This window comes from Pseudomonas sp. G5(2012), assembly GCF_000408945.1.
Lineage (GTDB): Bacteria > Pseudomonadota > Gammaproteobacteria > Pseudomonadales > Pseudomonadaceae > Aquipseudomonas > Aquipseudomonas umsongensis.
Window position 1 is genome coordinate 1 of the sequence record NZ_APIO01000110.1, and the last position, 17899, is coordinate 17899.

General features: G+C 58.2%; 18 protein-coding genes and 1 pseudogene. 8 read left to right on the forward strand and 11 right to left on the reverse strand.

The genetic code is table 11. The annotated features are described in order from the left end of the window. From PG5_RS35480 to arcD (PG5_RS27065), 8 genes are all read right to left on the reverse strand, one after another. A partial coding sequence (locus PG5_RS35480; protein ID WP_371106622.1) for a hypothetical protein occupies nt 1–92 on the reverse strand: 92 nt, incomplete at its 3' end. A 10-nt stretch (nt 93–102) separates the two neighbouring features. After that, nucleotides 103–486, reverse strand: a complete 384-nt coding sequence (gcvH, locus tag PG5_RS27035) for a glycine cleavage system protein GcvH (protein WP_020800259.1) — start codon at nt 484–486, stop codon at nt 103–105. Nucleotides 487–820: 334 nt separating this feature from the next. After that, nucleotides 821–2329, reverse strand: coding sequence for a sigma-54-dependent transcriptional regulator (locus tag PG5_RS27040; protein ID WP_020800261.1), 1509 nt, complete (start codon nt 2327–2329; stop codon nt 821–823). Between the two features lie 225 nt (nt 2330–2554). Further along, nucleotides 2555–2917 (reverse strand): DUF5064 family protein, encoded by a 363-nt coding sequence (locus PG5_RS27045; RefSeq protein WP_020800262.1) that lies wholly within the window; start codon nt 2915–2917, stop codon nt 2555–2557. Between the two features lie 12 nt (nt 2918–2929). Beyond that, on the reverse strand, nt 2930–3859 hold the full coding sequence (arcC, locus tag PG5_RS27050; protein WP_020800263.1) for a carbamate kinase: 930 nt from the start codon (nt 3857–3859) through the stop codon (nt 2930–2932). A gap of 145 nt (nt 3860–4004) precedes the next feature. Then, a complete protein-coding gene (locus PG5_RS27055; RefSeq protein WP_020800264.1) occupies nt 4005–5015 on the reverse strand; it encodes an ornithine carbamoyltransferase in 1011 nt (336 codons plus the stop codon). A gap of 69 nt (nt 5016–5084) precedes the next feature. Further along, nucleotides 5085–6341 carry an arginine deiminase gene (gene arcA, locus PG5_RS27060; protein ID WP_020800265.1) on the reverse strand — a complete coding sequence of 419 codons (1257 nt, stop codon included), beginning with the start codon at nt 6339–6341 and terminating at the stop codon, nt 5085–5087. Between the two features lie 33 nt (nt 6342–6374). Then, nucleotides 6375–7802, reverse strand: coding sequence for an arginine-ornithine antiporter (arcD, locus tag PG5_RS27065; RefSeq protein WP_020800266.1), 1428 nt, complete (start codon nt 7800–7802; stop codon nt 6375–6377). Nucleotides 7803–8244: 442 nt separating this feature from the next. Here arcD (PG5_RS27065) and arcD (PG5_RS27070) point away from each other — a divergent pair, with 442 nt between their 5' ends. From arcD (PG5_RS27070) to PG5_RS27100, 8 genes and pseudogenes are all read left to right on the forward strand, one after another. Further along, nucleotides 8245–9672, forward strand: coding sequence for an arginine-ornithine antiporter (gene arcD / locus PG5_RS27070; protein WP_020800267.1), 1428 nt, complete (start codon nt 8245–8247; stop codon nt 9670–9672). Continuing rightward, nucleotides 9669–10532, forward strand: a complete 864-nt coding sequence (locus tag PG5_RS27075; protein ID WP_020800268.1) for a DNA-3-methyladenine glycosylase — start codon at nt 9669–9671, stop codon at nt 10530–10532. The genes arcD (PG5_RS27070) and PG5_RS27075 overlap by 4 nt, the downstream gene beginning before the upstream one ends. Before the next feature lie 381 nt (nt 10533–10913). Continuing rightward, nucleotides 10914–11186 (forward strand): hypothetical protein, encoded by a 273-nt coding sequence (locus tag PG5_RS27080; protein ID WP_020800269.1) that lies wholly within the window; start codon nt 10914–10916, stop codon nt 11184–11186. Between the two features lie 209 nt (nt 11187–11395). After that, nucleotides 11396–11467, forward strand: a pseudogene (locus tag PG5_RS35055) (PAAR domain-containing protein); the annotation flags it as partial. Nucleotides 11468–11764: 297 nt separating this feature from the next. Beyond that, complete coding sequence (locus PG5_RS27085) at nt 11765–12727, forward strand: hypothetical protein (RefSeq protein WP_020800271.1); 963 nt, start codon at nt 11765–11767, stop codon at nt 12725–12727. Further along, nucleotides 12724–13104 carry a hypothetical protein gene (locus PG5_RS27090; protein ID WP_042955789.1) on the forward strand — a complete coding sequence of 127 codons (381 nt, stop codon included), beginning with the start codon at nt 12724–12726 and terminating at the stop codon, nt 13102–13104. Before PG5_RS27085 ends, PG5_RS27090 begins: the two co-directional genes overlap by 4 nt. 164 nt (nt 13105–13268) lie before the next feature. Beyond that, a complete protein-coding gene (locus tag PG5_RS27095) occupies nt 13269–13631 on the forward strand; it encodes a hypothetical protein (RefSeq protein ID WP_020800273.1) in 363 nt (120 codons plus the stop codon). A 36-nt stretch (nt 13632–13667) separates the two neighbouring features. Next, nucleotides 13668–14372 carry a hypothetical protein gene (locus PG5_RS27100; RefSeq protein ID WP_020800274.1) on the forward strand — a complete coding sequence of 235 codons (705 nt, stop codon included), beginning with the start codon at nt 13668–13670 and terminating at the stop codon, nt 14370–14372. Between the two features lie 60 nt (nt 14373–14432). Here PG5_RS27100 and PG5_RS27105 read toward each other — a convergent pair whose 3' ends face one another. From PG5_RS27105 to PG5_RS27115, 3 genes are all read right to left on the reverse strand, one after another. Then, a complete protein-coding gene (locus tag PG5_RS27105) occupies nt 14433–15146 on the reverse strand; it encodes an HNH endonuclease signature motif containing protein (RefSeq protein WP_020800275.1) in 714 nt (237 codons plus the stop codon). Nucleotides 15147–15375: 229 nt separating this feature from the next. Beyond that, nucleotides 15376–16623, reverse strand: coding sequence for a ribonucleotide-diphosphate reductase subunit beta (locus PG5_RS27110; RefSeq protein WP_020800276.1), 1248 nt, complete (start codon nt 16621–16623; stop codon nt 15376–15378). A 543-nt stretch (nt 16624–17166) separates the two neighbouring features. Beyond that, complete coding sequence (locus PG5_RS27115) at nt 17167–17430, reverse strand: DUF2790 domain-containing protein (RefSeq protein WP_008058016.1); 264 nt, start codon at nt 17428–17430, stop codon at nt 17167–17169. Nucleotides 17431–17899: the final 469 nt, after the last annotated feature.

Consider the following 17899-nt stretch of genomic DNA (forward strand, 5'->3'; position numbering starts at 1 on the left):
CCGAGGGTGTTGAGCATGGCTTGCTCGTCACCGGCGCGGGGGCCGATGTGGCGGGCGATGAATTCATTGGCGGTGCTGAGATTGATAGTCATGGCAGGCTCCTCAGGCTTCGGCTTGGGCTTTGATCAGGCGGTCGTAGGCGTCCTGATCCAGCAGTTGGCCGATAGCGGCAGCGTCAGCGGGCTGGAAACGGAAGAACCAGCCTTCGCCCAGCGGATCTTCGTTGACCAGCTCAGGGCTGGCGTCCAGCGCCGGGTTCACTTCCAGCACTTCTCCGTCCAGTGGCATGTACACGCCGCTGGCGGCTTTTACCGATTCCACGGTGGCTGCTTCAGCGCCTTTGTCGTAGGACTGCAACTCTGGCAGTTGTACGAAAACCACGTCGCCCAGAGCGTTCTGCGCGAAAGCGGTGATGCCGACTGTGACAGTGCCGTCAGCTTCGGTGCGCAGCCATTCGTGATCTTCAGTAAAACGCAACTCGCTCATGGAAACTCCTAAGGGGGCCAGACTCGTCTGGTGGACGCGATTGAATGCTTGGGCAATGCCCTGGTTTATGGGGCTTACTAAGCAAAAAGGCGGCCAATGTTGTTTTATTGTTATAAATCAACAAGTTAAGATTATATTAGGTCAAGCTGAGTTCGCAGGCTGTAGCGAAATCGCTACGGCCGCAGCAGGAGAAAAAAGCTGAAGTGGATCAAAGCCTTGCGCAGGGCTGGTTGCAGAGGGGTGTAGCGATATCGTTCCGCTGTAGCGCTTTCAGTACAGGTGGAGGTCGCTTTTGAATCGATCGTTCCCACGCGGAGCGTGGGAACGATCAATTTCAAGGCTGTTTGGGGATGCCGTACTTGCGCAATCGATGAGCGATGGCGGTATGAGACGTTTGCAGGCGGCTGGCCAGTTGGCGGGTCGAGGGGTAGCTGACGTAGAGCTTTTCCAGCAGGGTTTTCTCGAACTCATCCATGGCCTGCTCCAGGCTGTCGATATCCTGATCGCTCTGGCGTGCCACCGAGGTGCCAGCGATGTCGAGGTCGCCAATGTCCACCAGGCTGCTTTCACAAATGGCCGCTGCACGGAAAATCACGTTTTGCAGTTGCCGCACGTTGCCCGGCCAGCGGTTGCCGAGCAGCGCCGGGTAAGTGCCCGGCGCCAGGCGACAGACCGGGCGCTGGATCTGTGCGCAAGCCTGCTGCATGAAATAGCGGGCCAGGAGCAGGATGTCCTGCCCGCGTTCGCGCAGGGGCGGGACTTCGACATTGAGTACGTTGAGGCGGTAAAACAGGTCTTCGCGGAACAAGCCTTCGCTGACCATTTTCTCCAGGTCGCGGTGGGTCGCGCTGAGGATTCGCACGTTGACCTTGACCTCGCGGTCGCCGCCCACCCGACGGAAGCTGCCATCGTTGAGGAATCGCAGCAGCTTGGCCTGCAAGTACGGTGACATTTCGCCGATTTCGTCGAGAAACACCGTGCCCTGGTTGGCCAGTTCCATCAGCCCCGGCTTGCCGCCCCGTTGTGCCCCGGTAAAGGCGCCGGGGGCGTAGCCGAACAGTTCGCTTTCGGCGAGGTTCTCCGGCAGTGCCGCGCAATTCAATGCCAGGAACGGTGCGTTGTGGCGGGCGCTGATGGCATGGCAAGCCCGCGCCACCAGTTCTTTGCCGGTGCCGGTTTCGCCCTGGATCAACAGCGGCGCATCGAGTGCCGCCACCCGCTGCGCGCGAACCTTGAGCGTGCGAATGACCGGCGATTCGCCCAGCAACGCATCGAAGCCTTCAGCGTGATCATGGTGCAATGCCGACAGGCGCTCACCGATGCGATTGGGTTGATACAGGGTCAACAGGGCGCCAGCGTCGGTGATCGGCGTGGCGTCGAGCAACAAGGTCTGGCCGTTGACGGTGATCTCTCGCAACGGCAGGCGAAAACCGTGTTCGAGCAACGCATCGAGCAGCGCCGGATCGGCAAACAGGTCGGCGACACTTTCTCCGGCCGGCTCGCGACCGTACAGGGCAATCAACGCCGGGTTGGCCAGCAGCACCTTGCCAGCGCTGTCCAGCGCCAGCACCGGGTCGGTCATCGCCGCGAGCAGCGCATCGAGCTGCAGGTGCCGACGTTGCCCGGGAAGAATGTCGACCACGGTCATGGCTTGTACGCCCCGCACGCTCAACAGCGCATCACGCAACTCTTCCAGCACTTCGGGGCTCAGGGTCGGCGCGTCGATGTAGACGTTGGGCGGAACCATTTCCACCGCATCCAGGTTGAGGTTTCGTCCACCGAGCAAGGCCAGGACTTCCTGGGTAATGCCGACGCGATCGATGAAGCTGACGTGGATACGCATGGTGCAGTTTTGGGTTCTGGCGTGCGGAGGGTGGCAAGTATGCCTTGGGGCGGGCTAATGGTGAAATCCTGCGTGGACTTCAATGCCGGGGGTTAGACCCTTGTGGGAGCGAGCCTGCTCGCGAAGGCGTCGTGTCAGTCAACGAGGATGGCGACTGATACAGCGCTTTCGCGAGCAAGCCCACTCCCACAGTGGTTTGGGTTGAGCACAGAACGTGTGTTCGGGTTACTCGAAGTGTTCGGGGTTTACCGGATCACCGGATTTCATATTCAACTGCTGCCGGATGTCTTCGAACATCAAGTCGTAGTGCTTGTGGATCGAGCCGATCTGGCTGTGTGCCTTCGGAATCCCGTACTTCTCGGCAATTCTCGTCACATCCCTGGCGAAGTTGTAGGCCTCCTCCTTGGGCAGGAAGAAGGGCTCTGACATGTCCTTGCCTTGAATGTTGCCATGCATGGTGAACAGGATGCCTTTTTCACCTTTGTCATTGGTGCTGACTTCATAGTCGAGGTGCACGTTGTAACTGACATCGTCCGGTGTCAGCGCATGACGCTCGATGTGCAAGTGACCTGGCTCAAACTGTGCCATGGACTTCTCTCCTTACAAGTAAGTAATGCCAGGTGTCGCTGTGCTGATGCGTGTGCCAGCCTTGCCCTGGACGATCGCCTCGATGTCCGCCAGAGAGCCGATCACCGCGACTTTTCCAGTATGGCGTGCGAACTCGCAGGCTGCCTGCACCTTCGGTCCCATGGAGCCAGCGGCGAAGCCGAGCTTTTCCATTTCGTCGGGGTGCGCCTGGGCGATGGCTTTCTGCGTCGGTTTACCGAAATCGATAAAGGCGGCGTTGACGTCGGTGGCGATCACCAACAGATCGGCTTCCAGCTGTTCGGCCAACAGCGCCGAGCACAGGTCTTTGTCGATCACAGCTTCCACGCCCTCAAGTTTGCCGGGTGCGGTGTACATGGTGGGGATGCCGCCACCGCCGGCACAGATCACGATGCTGCCTTTTTCCAGCAGCCATTTGATCGGGCGGATTTCGAAGATGCGCTTGGGTTTGGGGCTGGCGACCACGCGGCGGAATTTGTCGCCGTCGGGGGCGATGGCCCAGCCTTTTTCGGCAGCCAGTTTTTCTGCCTCGGCCTTGCCGTACACCGGGCCAATGGGTTTGCTGGGTTTCTGGAAGGCCGGGTCGTTGGCATCGACTTCGACCTGGGTCAGCAAGGTGGCGAAGGGCACCTCGAAGTCCAGCAGGTTGCCCAGCTCCTGTTCGATGATGTAGCCGATCATGCCCTCGGTTTCGGCGCCGAGGACGTCCAGCGGGTAAGGTGACACCGAGGTGTAGGCGGCCGCTTGCAGCGATAGCAGGCCGACTTGCGGGCCATTGCCGTGGGCGATGACCAGTTGGTTGCCGGGATGGATCTTGGCGATCTGCTCGGTGGCGATCCGGATATTGGCGCGCTGGTTGTCCGCGGTCATGGGTTCACCCCGGCGGAGCAGGGCGTTACCGCCCAGAGCAACGACGATACGCATGGTGCATGTCCTTTCAGTTTGATCGTTCCCACGGTCCCCGTGGGAATGCATCCCGTGACGCTCCGCGTCACATCGGACGCGGAGCGTCCGTGGCGGCATTCCCACGCAGAGCGTGGGAACGATCGGATGGAGGGGGCTTCAGTCCTTACAGATCCGCCAGTGTCGACACCAGAATCGCCTTGATCGTGTGCATGCGGTTCTCCGCTTGCTCGAAAGCGATGCAGGCCGGCGACTCGAACACGTCATCGGTCACTTCGATGCCGTTCTTCAGGTGCGGGTACTGCTCGGCAATCTGCTTGCCGACCTTGGTATCGCTGTTGTGGAAGGCCGGCAGGCAGTGCATGAACTTGGTGCGCGGGTTGCCGGTGGCTTTCATCAGCTCGGCATTCACCTGATACGGCAGCAATTGCTGGATGCGTTCGGCCCAGGCTTCAACCGGCTCGCCCATAGAGACCCAGACGTCGGTGTGGATGAAGTCCACGCCCTTGACCGCCGCTTTCGGGTCTTCGGTGAGAGTGATGCGCGCGCCGCTTTCCTCTCCGTATTTTTTGCAGCGAGCCACCAGGTCGTCCGCCGGCCACAGGGCTTTCGGCGCGCAGATGCGCACGTCCATGCCCAGCTTGGCGCCGATCAGCAGCAGCGAGTTGCCCATGTTGTTACGCGCATCCCCAAGGTAGGCATAGCTGATTTCGTGGATCGGCTTGTCGGCGTGTTCACGCATGGTCAGCACGTCGGCGATCATTTGTGTCGGGTGATATTCATCGGTCAGGCCGTTGAATACAGGCACGCCGGCAAACTTGGCCAGCTCCTCGACGATTTCCTGTTTGAAGCCACGGTACTCGATGGCGTCATACATGCGCCCGAGCACGCGGGCGGTGTCCTTCATGCTTTCCTTGTGGCCGATCTGCGAGGAGTTCGGGTCGATGTAGGTGACATTGGCACCCTGGTCATAGGCGGCGACTTCGAACGCACAGCGGGTGCGGGTCGAGGTTTTCTCGAAGATCAGCGCGATGTTGTTGCCCTTGAGGTGTTGCTGTTCGGTGCCGGTGTATTTGGCCCGCTTGAGATCGCGGGACAGGTCGAGCAGGTAGCGCAATTCGCGAGGGGTGTGGTGTTCCAGGCTCAGCAGATTGCGGTTATGGATATTGAACGCCATTTTGGATCTCCTAAGGTGTCGGTTATCCCGTTGGCCCGCGCTCGGTCGGTGCGGGCCAAGGCTGATAGGTTAGTAGTCGATCGGATCGCGGATGATCGGGCAGGTCATGCAATGGCCGCCGCCGCGACCGCGTCCCAGTTCGCCTGCGCTGATGGTGATGACTTCCACACCGGCCTTGCGCAGCAGGGTGTTGGTGTAGGTGTTGCGGTCGTAGCCGATGACCACACCGGGCTCCACGGCGACCACGTTGTTGCCGTCGTCCCATTGCTCGCGTTCGGCGGCGAAACTGTTGCCGCCGGTTTCGACGACGCGCAGGGCCTTGAGGTTGAGGGCCTTGGCCACGGTGTCGAGGAAGTTGGTTTCTTCGCGGCGGATATCGATGCCGCCCGGCTTGCTTTCATCGGGGCGCAGGGTGAAGGCGACAATCTGGTTCACCACTTCCGGGAAAATGGTCACCACATCGCGGTCACAGAAGCTGAACACGGTGTCCAGGTGCATCGCCGCGCGGGATTTAGGCAGGCCGGCGACGATGACTTTTTCCACGGCCTTGTGCTTGAACAGACTGACAGCCAGTTGGCCGATGGCTTGGCGGGACGAGCGTTCGCCCATGCCGATCAGGACCACGCCGTTGCCGATCGGCATCACATCGCCGCCTTCCAGCGTGGAACTGCCATGGTCCTTGTCCGGGTCGCCGTACCAGATCTGGAATTCAGCGTTGGTGAATTGCGGATGGAATTTGTAGATGGCGGTGGTCAACAGCGTTTCCTGGCGACGTGCCGGCCAGTACATCGGGTTGAGCGTGACGCCACCGTAGATCCAGCACGTGGTATCGCGGGTGAACTGGGTGTTGGGTAGCGGCGGCAGGATGAAGCTTGAGTGGCCGAGGAATTCGCGGAACATCTGGATGGTCTTGCCGCCGAAACTGTCCGGCAGGTCATCGGCCGAGACACCACCGATCAGGAATTCGGCGATCTTGCGCGGTTCCAGGCTGCGCAGCCACGAGCCGGTTTCATTGATCAGGCCCAGGCCCACCGAATCGGCGGTGATCTTGCGCTCGAGAATCCAGTCCAGCGCTTCGGGGATGGCGACGATGTCGGTCAGCAGGTTGTGCATCTCCAGTACATCGACATTTCGTTCACGCATTTTGGTGACGAAATCGAAATGGTCGCGCTTGGCCTGTGCCACCCACAGCACATCATCGAACAGCAGTTCGTCGCAGTTGTTCGGGGTCAGGCGCTGATGGGCGAGCCCTGGGGAGCAAACCATGACTTTGCGCAGTTTGCCGGCTTCGGAATGGACGCCGTACTTAACTTTTTCCGTGGTCATTTCAGTGAACCTCCAGATGGCAAATCAGTCGTGTTACAGGGTCAGGAAGCCGTCGTAGAGACCGTAGGCCGCCACCAGGGCGCCGACGACCACCGCGGCGAAAATCAGCTTCTCGACGTTGGTGAAAACCGGTTTCTTGAGTTCCAGCTTGGCCTTGGCGAACAGGATCACGCCGGGCGCATAGAGCAGGGCCGAGAGCAGCAGGTATTTCATGCCGCCGGCGTACAGCAGCCAGACCGCATAGATCAGGGCCACGGCACCAATGAACAGGTCCTTCTGACGCTCGCTCGCCGCGCCTTCGTAAGTTTCGCCGCGCACGGCCAACAACAGGGCGTACGCCGCCGACCACAGGTAAGGCACCAGGATCATCGAAGTGGCGAGGTAGATCAGCGACAGGTAGGTGCTGGCCGAAAACAACGTGATGACCAGGAATATCTGGACCATGGCATTGGTCAGCCACAGGGCGTTGACCGGTACCTGGTTGGCGTTTTCCTTGCGCAGGAACGCCGGCATGGTGTGATCCTTGGCGGCGGCGAACATGATCTCCGCACACAGCAGCACCCACGACAGCAGGGCTCCGAGCAACGAGATGATCAGGCCGACGCTGATCAACACCGCCCCCCAAGGACCCACCACGTGTTCCAGCACAGCGGCCATCGACGGGTTCTGCAGCTTGGCCAGTTCCGGTTGGGTCAGGATGCCCAGCGACAGCACGTTCACCAGTACCAAAATCAGCAGCACGGTGATAAACCCGATCACCGTGGCCTTACCCACATCACTGCGTTTTTCCGCCCGGGCCGAGAAAATGCTCGCGCCCTCGATGCCGATGAACACCCACACGGTGACCAGCATCATGTTGCGCACCTGGTTCATGACGCTGCCAAGGTCCGGATTCTTCAGGCCCCAGATGTCGGCGGTGAAGATCTCCAGTTTGAAGGCGAAAATCGTAATCAGCACAAACAGTATCAGCGGTACGATCTTGGCGATCGTGGTCACCAGGTTGATGAATGCCGCTTCCTTGATTCCCCGCAGTACCAGCCAATGCACGGCCCACAGCAACACGGACGCACCGACCACGGCGGCGACGGTATTGCCCTCGCCGAACACCGGGAAGAAGTAACCCAGGGTGCTGAATAACAGGACGAAGTAACCAACGTTGCCCAGCCAGGCACTGATCCAGTAACCCCAGGCCGAAGAGAAACCCATGTAGTCGCCGAAACCGGCCTTGGCGTAGGCGTAGACCCCGCCATCCAGGTCGGGCTTGCGATTGGCCAGGGTCTGGAAGACAAAGGCCAGGGTGAGCATGCCGACGGCGGTGATCGCCCAGCCAATCAGAATGGCGCCGACATCGGCACTGGCCGCCATGTTTTGCGGCAGGGAAAAGATGCCGCCACCAATCATCGAACCGACGACCAGGGCAATCAGCGCGCCGAGTTTCAGTTTTCCGGGAGTTTCAGACATTGCATGACTCCATTGCAGGAGGAGAGAGGCAACAGACTAGGTCCGCCCGCCATTGAGTGGACTGACTTAGATCAGTGCAGGTCGACATTCCATTGTGAATAACCAAAAAATCGCTCATACAAAGCTAATGCCTGTAATGCTTGTCCCAGAGGCTTCGTTGAATTTTTGTTGAAACTTTTTCGCTTTCCTTGCGACTTATGAAGCTAGCCCGTTTTTGCCAATCCGCAAATTTCCGCGGAGGGTTGTCAGAACGGAATTGGCTTATCCAAAAAGTTGTATAAAGCAAAAAAATATATCGATGCCTATTGGGTTTTATCTGGCACTTGGATGGGCGTTTGTTGGCGTTATCCAATAAACGTCATTACGCTTCATCCATTTAGTTAACGCAGGTTATGTGACGATCTTGCGGCAATGGCCGCCCCTGGTAACTGGAGACGCCGCCATGTCGCAATCGACGCAAAAGCTTCGCCTGAGCGCACTGATCGCCCTGGTCGTCGGATCGATGATTGGCGGCGGTATCTTTTCCCTGCCGCAGAACATGGCGGCCAAGGCCGATGCGGGGGCGATCCTGATCGGCTGGGCCATTACGGCCGTCGGCATGCTGACCCTGGCCTTCGTCTTCCAGACCCTGGCCAATCGCAAGCCGGAACTGGACTCGGGGGTGTACGCCTACGCCAAGGCCGGTTTCGGCGACTACATGGGATTCTCGTCGGCCTGGGGTTACTGGATCAGTGCCTGGTTGGGCAACGTCGGCTATTTCGTGCTGCTGTTCAGCACCCTGGGGTTTTTCTTTCCGGTGTTCGGCGAAGGCAACACCCCGACCGCCATCGCCTGTGCGTCTTTGCTGCTGTGGACGGTGCATTTCATAGTGATGCGCGGGATCAAGGAAGCCGCTTTCATCAACCTGTTGACGACCGTGGCCAAGATCGTGCCGCTGATCATGTTCATCGTGATCGCCGCCGTGGCGTTCAAGGCGGATATCTTCACTCGGGACATCTGGGGCCGCAGCAACCCGAGTTTCGGTAGCGTGATGGACCAGGTGCGCAACATGATGCTGGTCACCGTGTTCGTGTTCATCGGCATCGAGGGCGCCAGTGTCTACTCGGCGCGGGCGGAAAAGCGCGCGGATGTGGGCCGGGCCACGGTCATCGGTTTTCTCGGGGTGCTGGCGCTGCTGGTATTGGTCAACGTGCTGTCGCTGGGGATCCTCAGTCAGCCGGAACTGGCCACCTTGCAGAACCCGTCGCTGGCCTCGGTGCTCGAGCATATTGTCGGCCCGTGGGGCGCGTTGCTGATCAGTATCGGCCTGGGGATCTCACTGCTGGGCGCGTTGCTGTCCTGGGCATTGCTGTGTGCGGAGATCCTGTTCGCCACCGCGAAGGACAAGACCATGCCGGCATTCCTGACCAAGGAAAACGCCAACCATGTGCCGGTCAATGCGCTGTGGCTGACCAACATGATGATTCAGCTGTTTCTGCTGATCACCCTGTTTTCCGCCGGCACCTACACCAGCCTGATCTACCTCGCTTCATCGATGATCCTGGTGCCCTATCTGTGGTCGGCGGCTTATGCGGTGCTGCTGAGCGGTCGCGGTGAAACCTATGAACACGCCTCCGCCGAACGCACCAAGGACCTGCTGATCGGCGGCATCGCCCTGAGCTATGCCGTGTGGTTGCTGTATGCCGGTGGCGTGAAGTATCTGCTGCTCTCGGCGCTGCTCTACGCGCCCGGCGTGATCCTGTTCGCCAAGGCCAGGCATGAACAGGGCAAACCGCTGTTCACCACCCTCGAGAAGGGCATATTTACCTGTGTCATCAGCGCTGCCGGACTGGCGGCGTATGCGCTGTACAGCGGAGTGCTCAGCCTGTGAAGTTACTGCTGGCGTTCCAGGCGCCCTACGACTGGCGCGCGATGGTGGGGTTCCTGTCGGCGCGGGCGATCACTGGAATGGAAGAAGTGGTCGGCGACGTCTACTCACGCAGCATCGGCTTGAACGGGGTCCACGGCACGCTCGCTATCGGGCCTGCGACGGCGGACTCACTGGAACTGACGCTGGACTTTCCCGACGCCAGCGCAGTGCCCGAGATTGTCGCCAGGCTGCGGCGGATGTTTGATCTGGATGCCGACCTGATCAGCATGCAACAGCATCTGTCGGCTGACCCACTGCTGGCACGACTAATTACAGACCGCCCAGGGCTGCGCGTACCGGGGACGTGGGACGGACTGGAACTGGCGATCCGCGCGGTGTTGGGGCAGCAGATTACCGTGGGCGCGGCTATCAAACTGGCCGGGAAGCTGGTGGCGCAATACGGCACACCCTTGAGCTCGCCGCGCGGTGGCCTGACCCATGTGTTTCCCGAAGCGGCGGAGCTGGCGGCGGCGGACCTTGCGACATTGGGGATGCCGAAAAGCCGAGGCCGTACGCTGTCTGGCGTGGCCCAGGCGGTGATCGATGATCCCCTGTTGTTTGAACCCGGTCGGCACGGCGGGGTGGCGCGGTTGCTGGCGTTGTACGGCATCGGCGACTGGACGGCGCAGTACATTGCCCTGCGGCAGTTGCGGGAAATGGATGGGTTGCCGAATGGGGATGTTGGGCTGATCAATGCGTTGGCGGCATTGGAGGGTGGGCCGGTGACGGCTCGGCAGTTGCTGGAGAGGGCTGAGGGGTGGCGGCCGTATCGGGGGTATGCGGCGCAGTTGTTGTGGACTTCGTTGAGTCGGCCGGACTGAGGGTTGATTCATCCACGTGGCCTCCATGGACAGACCCTTTTGTAGGAAAAGGATTGTTTCTTCTGGAGAAACTTCTGAATCGTCTTTTTGACCCTGCCGTGAGGGTCGTAACGCTGTTAGCGTCCGCTGCATTATTTCTGAACACCCTTCCAAGGATAAGGAGTTTGAAATGAATGCACCCTTTTAGTTCTTGTATGGCAATGCTGTTTCCCCAGAATACCTCCGCAGCCTGGACACCCCGCACTTCACTGAGCAGCACATTGCGCGATTCGATGAGGAAACCCAGGCGACTGTTCGCGAACAGCAGGCATACCTTGATGACATCCCGCCATCGCCATCTTCCGCTTTGCCACCGAGGGCAGTCATACCCGTAACGGCGGAGTGATCCAGCAAGGGACCGGACTGCAGGAGTTCAAGCTGGAAAATGGACAGTCGGTGCATGGAGCGCGCAAAGGCGACTACGTCATGTATGTCGATGGCAGTACGGCGCAGATCATCACAGGCGCCGGGCAGGTTAACAATGATGTGGCGTTGGTCGGCAGCTTGCTCAGCAATGGCGACGAGATCATCAATACGCCGCAGGACGGCTTGGTGTTTGTTGCGCGCGAAGGGGAGTCGATGGTTAAGGATTTTCTTCCATCTATCGCGGACTGAGCGATCAAGTCTGGCGCTGCCCAAGGCTGTCTCAGTTCGGCGTTGCTTGAATGCTGACGCAACTGACGGTCGCAACCCCTCGTCGTAAACCTTCTGGACTCGACCGGAAGTCATGGAGAAGAAATTCAATGAGAGAAGGACATTTCATCGGTTTGAATGACCGAACCACCTGTGGCGGCACAGTTCTCGATGGTGACACCCGGATCATGATGTATGGCGTTGCCCACGCCTGCGATGGTGATCGAGTCACCTGTGGAAAGGACAGGAAGACGTATCGGATCGTCGGTGGCATCTCGTACATGACCAGTCATGGAAGGCCCATGGCTGGCACGCTGGATAGCTACAGCAATTGCCCTTGTAAGGCCAGTCTGATCCCCACGGTACTCACGGCAACTTACACGAAAGCGGACGCTTCACCGCCGGTGTCCAGAAGAGCGGCTGAGCCAACCGCACCCGCCGCTAGCACTCAGCCGGCAGTGCCACGTCAATCCGGTTTCGCCCCTTCAAGTCATCCGGCTCCAGCCGCATTCAACAGAACAGACTTACCGGAACCGGGCTTCTACGTTGTTCCCCACAGCATGAGCCGCGAACAACTGGAGGCCGCGCTTTTCCCCTCGCGCCAACACGCCACCCTGAACAAGTTCCAGGCGCTCAACCCTGGTCGAAGCGATCTCAAAGCCGGTTCGATGATTGTGCTGAGCGATCCGAACAACAGTTCCTGCACCTACCAGGAAGCCCAGCTGATGCAGGCCGCGCAACAGGTCAAGGCAGCCCTCGATCCCCTGACGCCAGCAGAAGCGGAGTTCATGTATCGCCACGGCGCCGAAATTGCCAGTTTTACCGGCGATACTTCGACCGTTCTCGGCGTCAGCGCAGCGGTAATGGAGAAGCACCTGATCCGCCTGCGCGACACCCTCCAGGGCATAGAGCGCCTGCATCAGGAAACCTATCGCCAGCATGGCAACCTGAGATCGAAGCCGTTTGTTGCCGAGCGCCAGCGTCTGCTCGCCCAGCTGGATGCCCACCTGCTGAACTCCACGCGCCTTCGTGGTGTGACCACCTTGGGTGATCACCCCAAATTGAAGACCGCCCTCGGCATTTCCAGTCGTAGCCTGGTGCATCACTGGGACAAGGCTGGGGCGCCGGGGCCGATACCGGGTTATGCCACCCATGTGAATGCGATCAGTCGGGCTGCCAAGTACATGAGCACCGGTGGTTACATAGGCATTGGTATTGGCGGGGTTTCTTCGCTGCTGGCTATTCAGGAAGTTTGTGTTGGGGATTCTGGTGCGGCTTGCGAGAAGGTTAGATTTACTGAGGGTGGAAAATTCATCGGGTCCATCGTTGGTGGCATTGTGGGTGCAGAGTTAGGCAAATATGCCAGTGCGCCTGTCTGCCTGGCGCTTGGATACACTACAGGCATTGGGGGCGTTGTCTGCATTGCGACCTTGATAGGTGGTGGGGCATGGCTGGGTACGACCCGTGGTGGTGATGGAGGAGAGTTTTTAGGCGAAAAAATATACGAAGGCTCAACGCCATGATCGACATGTGGCCAACCTGGGTTTCCATAACTGTTGTTGGGGGACCATTCCTACTGGGGGTTGTGGGTATCGCGTACTCCCTATATTTAGGCCGTCATCTGGATGTGATGATGGGGGCCCTGAAGAACAGTCGCTATATCGCGATCTGGGGGCCGGGCCTGAGGACTCAGGGATGGTTTGGGTGCCTTATGCTGGTAGCAAAAATCGCCGGGATGGTAATGATGCCAAACGCATCAATCCGCAGTGGTGAACTGGACCCCGAGGATATTAAAAACTTCCCTCCTCATCTGAAGCGTCTACTAAAAATAAAAGCTGTCATGTTGGTTGGTAGTGGTGTTTGGCTGTTGATTGGATCTTTGCTGGTGAAATTCAGGTAAGAGGGCAGGCCATAACCGTCCCGCACACAAAAAATCTGACAATCTCGATTTTGGCGGTGTCGGGGCGAATTCCAGCCCCTCCGACTCAGTGACCTGAATGCGACAGGATTTTTCGGCAAGAATGCGTTTTACTTCGTCAAAGATCCTTCGCAGAGGTAATGCTCATGCCCATCATCGAAAGCGACTGGAAGAAGTTCAAGGAACTGCGCAAGCTGGCGCTCGATCGTTTCTGCCAGGGTGTGTTGGCCGATGCCAAGACCATCACTGAGCATGGTGCGCTTTCGGCTCAAGCCAGGTATGGGATGCTTTATCGGCTGATGCGCGACCGGGATAAAGACATCGTCCGGACTTTCGATCCTTACAGTCGCTCTAGCGCACTGATGGCTTTGAGAATGATGGTCAGACACGACTTGCTGACCGATGCAGAGCTGTCGGTCCTCAGCGAAGCGGCTCGGGAAGAGATTGCTGACGTGGTTCGCCAGCCCTATGAGATTGAATGGGCAGATGAGATAGTGCAGCAGGACTGACAACCGCTATCACCCGCCTTCTACCAGAGAACCAGGATGTTGATCTTCAATTGCACCGAAGCCGCCGCCAACTTTTTCAGTCGTGTGCACAAAGGCAAGAAAATCTCCCCGGTGGGTAAACCACCATCGCCCATTATTGAGGACGATGCGCCTGATGCGTCAGCCGAACAGTGGCTGGTCCACGCGATTACCGTTCAACGCAAGCACGTGCTGTTCGTCATCCATGTGCAAACCCGGTACTGCATGATTTTCGCGCACGCGAAAAAAGCCGATTTGGAAGGCTTTGTCGATCGTTTTGCCGAGCGTTGGATAAACGGCCTGGTCCGCCATGCGGGCCAGCACGACATCCTTCAATGGGTCGATGACGAGCCGATGATGGAGCGTTTCCAGGAGAGTTGCCGCGAGCAGGTGTTTTACAAACGCGGCCATCGCGGAGCGCAAAAACACCTCAATGAGATTTCCTGGGTATTCGAGGATTGCGCCGCCGAATGGGGCACGTTGCCCCCGGATGAATTCGCGGCTGGCCGCTTCGACAGTGATATGAATGACACCCTGAGAGGGAGTAAAGGCCACAAGGACTATTACCACCCTGATGAGGAAATGATCGTTCATTGGCTACGCCGCTACGCTGGCCTTGACGAGTCTCGCATTCAAGCCGCCCGTGAGCGGCGCATGGAGGTGAAGCGGGAGATATGGGCGCTGGAGGATCGACTTCGGCAAGCGCTCGAGCCATTGCAGTAATGCAGACATGGACGGAGGGTTGATCCTTGCATCGGCAAGTTACCTCGCTACAGAGTTCGATTACTCGGGAATCAGCCGTGTGACCTTCTTGTAAAGCGAAGCGGTGAATTCCTCACTGTCGCTCGAATGATGACAACGACGATGGCAGTTCGGGCAGAGTGCTACGGCGTTGGTGACTTGATCCGAGCCTTTTTCGGCGAGGGGCTTAACGTGGTGGACTTCCAGATAAGGCAACCCAAGTTTTTGAAACGGAGCAGGTTCGCCACAGCCATCGCAATGACCTTCGGCTTCATTTCGCACCCACGCTCGCACCTCGGGATCACGCACATAGACTGTGCCAGAGCTTGCTGCTCGTTTCGGTTTTTTAATACCTTTTGGCGGCTCCTTGATCTTTTGCTTTTGAAGCGCAGCAGCACGTCGCTCTAGCGTTTGTTCATCAGCTGTCGGAGCGGTGGGGTCGCCGGGCTGAACGCCTCGTTCGGTGAGCGCTGCCCGAATTAACTGCTCAACATTCGAACCAACGTTCTTGGCAGGCTTATACCCCTTGATGAATTCTCGATCCATCTTCATCAGTACCGTAGAGATGTTCTGCATCCGGAATTCGACGGAGCCTTTGGTGCGGGTGGGTAAGGCCGCTTCGCGTAGAGCAAGATTTTCTACAGTCTTCACGAATTTCTGACCGCTTAGCTCTAGCGCGAGCATTTTTAGATAGGCATCCACCGCGGCCCTGATCTCTGAAACGCTCCAGTCGCTGTCTTTTATCGTTTCGCTCATAGAATCGCCGAGAGTTGAAAACCCTCGGACGATACTGAGTGGCCACTACGGCTGTCTACGAATTTTCCTACAAGAAATAGCGGCGTTTCTTACAGAAGATCCTACCGGCGCATTATCTAGCCCATCGAATGGAGTTTTCCTAATCCATAAAAAAGCCCCCGAACAAGTCGAGGGCTTTCAGATGTTCGATTTGCCGATTCAAGTCGTCAAATCGTGGCTAGCTTGGAAATCAATCCCAGCTAAGCGCCCCACCAGTCTGATACTCAATAACTCGAGTCTCAAAGAAATTCTTCTCTTTCTTCAAGTCCATGATCTCGCTCATCCAAGGGAACGGGTTAGTCGTCCCTGGGTACTCTTCCTTCAGACCGATCTGCGACAGGCGACGGTTAGCGATGAACTTGAGGTAGTCCTCCATCATCGCCGCGTTCATGCCCAGCACGCCGCGAGGCATGGTGTCGCGGGCGTATTCGATTTCCAGTTGGGTGCCTTGCAGGATCATCTGCGAAGCTTCTTCCTTCATTTCGGCGTCCCACAGGTGTGGGTTTTCGATTTTGATCTGGTTGATCACGTCGATGCCGAAGTTCAGGTGCATGGATTCGTCGCGCAGGATGTACTGGAACTGCTCGGCGACGCCGGTCATTTTGTTGCGGCGGCCCATGGAGAGGATCTGGGTGAAGCCGCAGTAGAAGAAGATGCCTTCCAGGACGCAGTAGTAGGCGATCAGGTTGCGCAGCAGCTCTTTGTCGGTTTCGACGGTGCCGGTTTCGAACTTCGGATCGGAGATCGAACGGGTGTATTTCAGGCCCCAGGTGGCTTTTTTCGCGACCGATGGGATCTCGTGGTACATGTTGAAGATCTCGCCTTCATCCATGGCCAGCGATTCGATGCAGTACTGGTAGGCGTGGGTGTGGATCGCCTCTTCGAAGGCCTGGCGCAGGATGTACTGGCGGCATTCCGGGTTGGTGATCAGGCGGTACACGGCCAGGACCAGGTTGTTGGCAACCAGGGAGTCGGCGGTGGAGAAGAAGCCGAGGTTGCGCATCACGATGCGACGCTCGTCGTCGGTCAGGCCTTCCGGGTTTTTCCAGAGGGCGATGTCGGCGGTCATGTTGACTTCTTGCGGCATCCAGTGGTTTGCGCAGCCGTCCAGGTACTTCTGCCAGGCCCAGTCGTACTTGAAGGGTACGAGCTGGTTGAGGTCGGCACGGCAGTTGATCATGCGCTTTTCATCGACAGCGACACGGGCGGAGGCGCCTTCGAGTTCGGCGAGGCCTTCGGCGACGTCGAGGGAATCCAGGGCAGCCTTGGCGCGGGCGACGGCAGCGGAGTCAGACGCGGTCACGGCGCGAGCTTCCAGGGCGGCGGCACCGCCGGCGCTGTCGAGACGGTCCATGTTGGCTTCGGTGGCGTGGCCGGCGTTGGCGCTCTTGGCTACTACTTCCGTGTCTTCTTTGTCGAATTCGTCCCAGCTCAGCATGACGTGTCGTCTCCTGCGTGAGGGCCAGTGTGCCCGTGTGAAAATTGAAGGGTTGGTTTTTTCACACGGCGGTGCTGGCCGCGTTGGATATCGTTTTTTGCAGCGGTGCTACGCAGGCAAATAAACATAATTTTGTACGGGGTTCCGAGAGCCACTGATGGGCGCAAATCAGCATCGAATGCTGCTGCGGGGCTTCAGACTGGCTTTTCATCCCTGTAAGGGGATATTGCAGGCCCGTTTAAGGCCGCATTATATGGAAATTTTCACGGTCGTGGTGGGGCGAATCCGCGCATGGCACGGTCGAGAGGGCGGGTTTTTCGGTCGGAGCGAGGGTTTACAGGGCTTTGGCGGGTGAAGATTTTTTTTCGTAAAAATGGCGGGGTATCGGTTTTGTTCAAAAAGTAAGCAGAAAGTGGCCTTTTTTACTACATCTTGTGTTTGTGGGCGTTTTTTGACCAGTCCAGACACAACTGAGCCCGACGTTAGCCGGGCTGGAATCGACCTTCAGCACGCGGCTGAGTGGGCCGGATTCGGCGCAGTCAATCAGCCGCTGGAGCAGCCGTTACCCATGACGCTGTAACGCAGGATATGGCGCTGGCCCTTGGAGTCGTCATATTCCATTTTCATCGGGACAACTTCGCATACATTGGGAACTTCGCTCATTGAAATAACTTTGGCGATGTCCAGGTGCATCGAGTAAGTGTAATCCTCGATGGCCGGTTGTTGCTGCGCGACATCAGTCTGGGCCTCGTCTGCCATGGCGGTTGCGCACAGACTGCTGAGGGCCAGTACCAATAAAGCTTTCATTTAATATTTACCTTTCTAAGGGCGAAGGGGGTCACGCAACCTTTTTGAGGTTGCGTGTGGAACTGCACTACTTGGATTTGGGTTAACTGCCTTCGTGGGGGCTGTAACTCGGTTAACTCAGTTTGCCGGGTTGGCGGAGCGAATTTTAGGCGCGGGGGTGGGATTCATATAGGCGTGGTTTTGATAAACACCTTTGACGGATTTTGTAACAATCCCTGGATAGCCTTTGATAATGCGTGTTGTCTGGTGCCCCGTGGTGTTCTCGGGTTTTTCGCGAGCAGGCTCGCTCCTACAGGGGATCCAGGTACACCCGTAAAAGTCAGGTCGGCTTTAAGGCCGCCTCGCTTTGGCTTTTGATCCGGGCGCCCCGTTAACCACGATGGCCGAACGCAGGCATTGCGCAGTGGGGAAACCGGCAGGACGCCGGTTTAGCCGCGCTGGGCCAGGGACGGCCCATCGCGGCGACCCA

Excerpts from the sequence above, each read along its gene's own strand:
- gcvH (WP_020800259.1), bottom strand. The coding sequence starts at position 486 with ATGAGCGAGTTGCGTTTTACTGAAGATCACGAATGGCTGCGCACCGAA.
- PG5_RS27040 (WP_020800261.1), bottom strand. The coding sequence starts at position 2,329 with ATGCGTATCCACGTCAGCTTCATCGATCGCGTCGGCATTACCCAGGAA.
- PG5_RS27045 (WP_020800262.1), bottom strand. The coding sequence starts at position 2,917 with ATGGCACAGTTTGAGCCAGGTCACTTGCACATCGAGCGTCATGCGCTG.
- arcC (WP_020800263.1), bottom strand. The coding sequence starts at position 3,859 with ATGCGTATCGTCGTTGCTCTGGGCGGTAACGCCCTGCTCCGCCGGGGT.
- PG5_RS27055 (WP_020800264.1), bottom strand. The coding sequence starts at position 5,015 with ATGGCGTTCAATATCCATAACCGCAATCTGCTGAGCCTGGAACACCAC.
- arcA (WP_020800265.1), bottom strand. The coding sequence starts at position 6,341 with ATGACCACGGAAAAAGTTAAGTACGGCGTCCATTCCGAAGCCGGCAAA.
- arcD (WP_020800266.1), bottom strand. The coding sequence starts at position 7,802 with ATGTCTGAAACTCCCGGAAAACTGAAACTCGGCGCGCTGATTGCCCTG.
- arcD (WP_020800267.1), top strand. The coding sequence starts at position 8,245 with ATGTCGCAATCGACGCAAAAGCTTCGCCTGAGCGCACTGATCGCCCTG.
- PG5_RS27085 (WP_020800271.1), top strand. The coding sequence starts at position 11,765 with ATGAGCCGCGAACAACTGGAGGCCGCGCTTTTCCCCTCGCGCCAACAC.
- PG5_RS27090 (WP_042955789.1), top strand. The coding sequence starts at position 12,724 with ATGATCGACATGTGGCCAACCTGGGTTTCCATAACTGTTGTTGGGGGA.
- PG5_RS27095 (WP_020800273.1), top strand. The coding sequence starts at position 13,269 with ATGCCCATCATCGAAAGCGACTGGAAGAAGTTCAAGGAACTGCGCAAG.
- PG5_RS27100 (WP_020800274.1), top strand. The coding sequence starts at position 13,668 with ATGTTGATCTTCAATTGCACCGAAGCCGCCGCCAACTTTTTCAGTCGT.
- PG5_RS27105 (WP_020800275.1), bottom strand. The coding sequence starts at position 15,146 with ATGAGCGAAACGATAAAAGACAGCGACTGGAGCGTTTCAGAGATCAGG.
- PG5_RS27110 (WP_020800276.1), bottom strand. The coding sequence starts at position 16,623 with ATGCTGAGCTGGGACGAATTCGACAAAGAAGACACGGAAGTAGTAGCC.
- PG5_RS27115 (WP_008058016.1), bottom strand. The coding sequence starts at position 17,430 with ATGAAAGCTTTATTGGTACTGGCCCTCAGCAGTCTGTGCGCAACCGCC.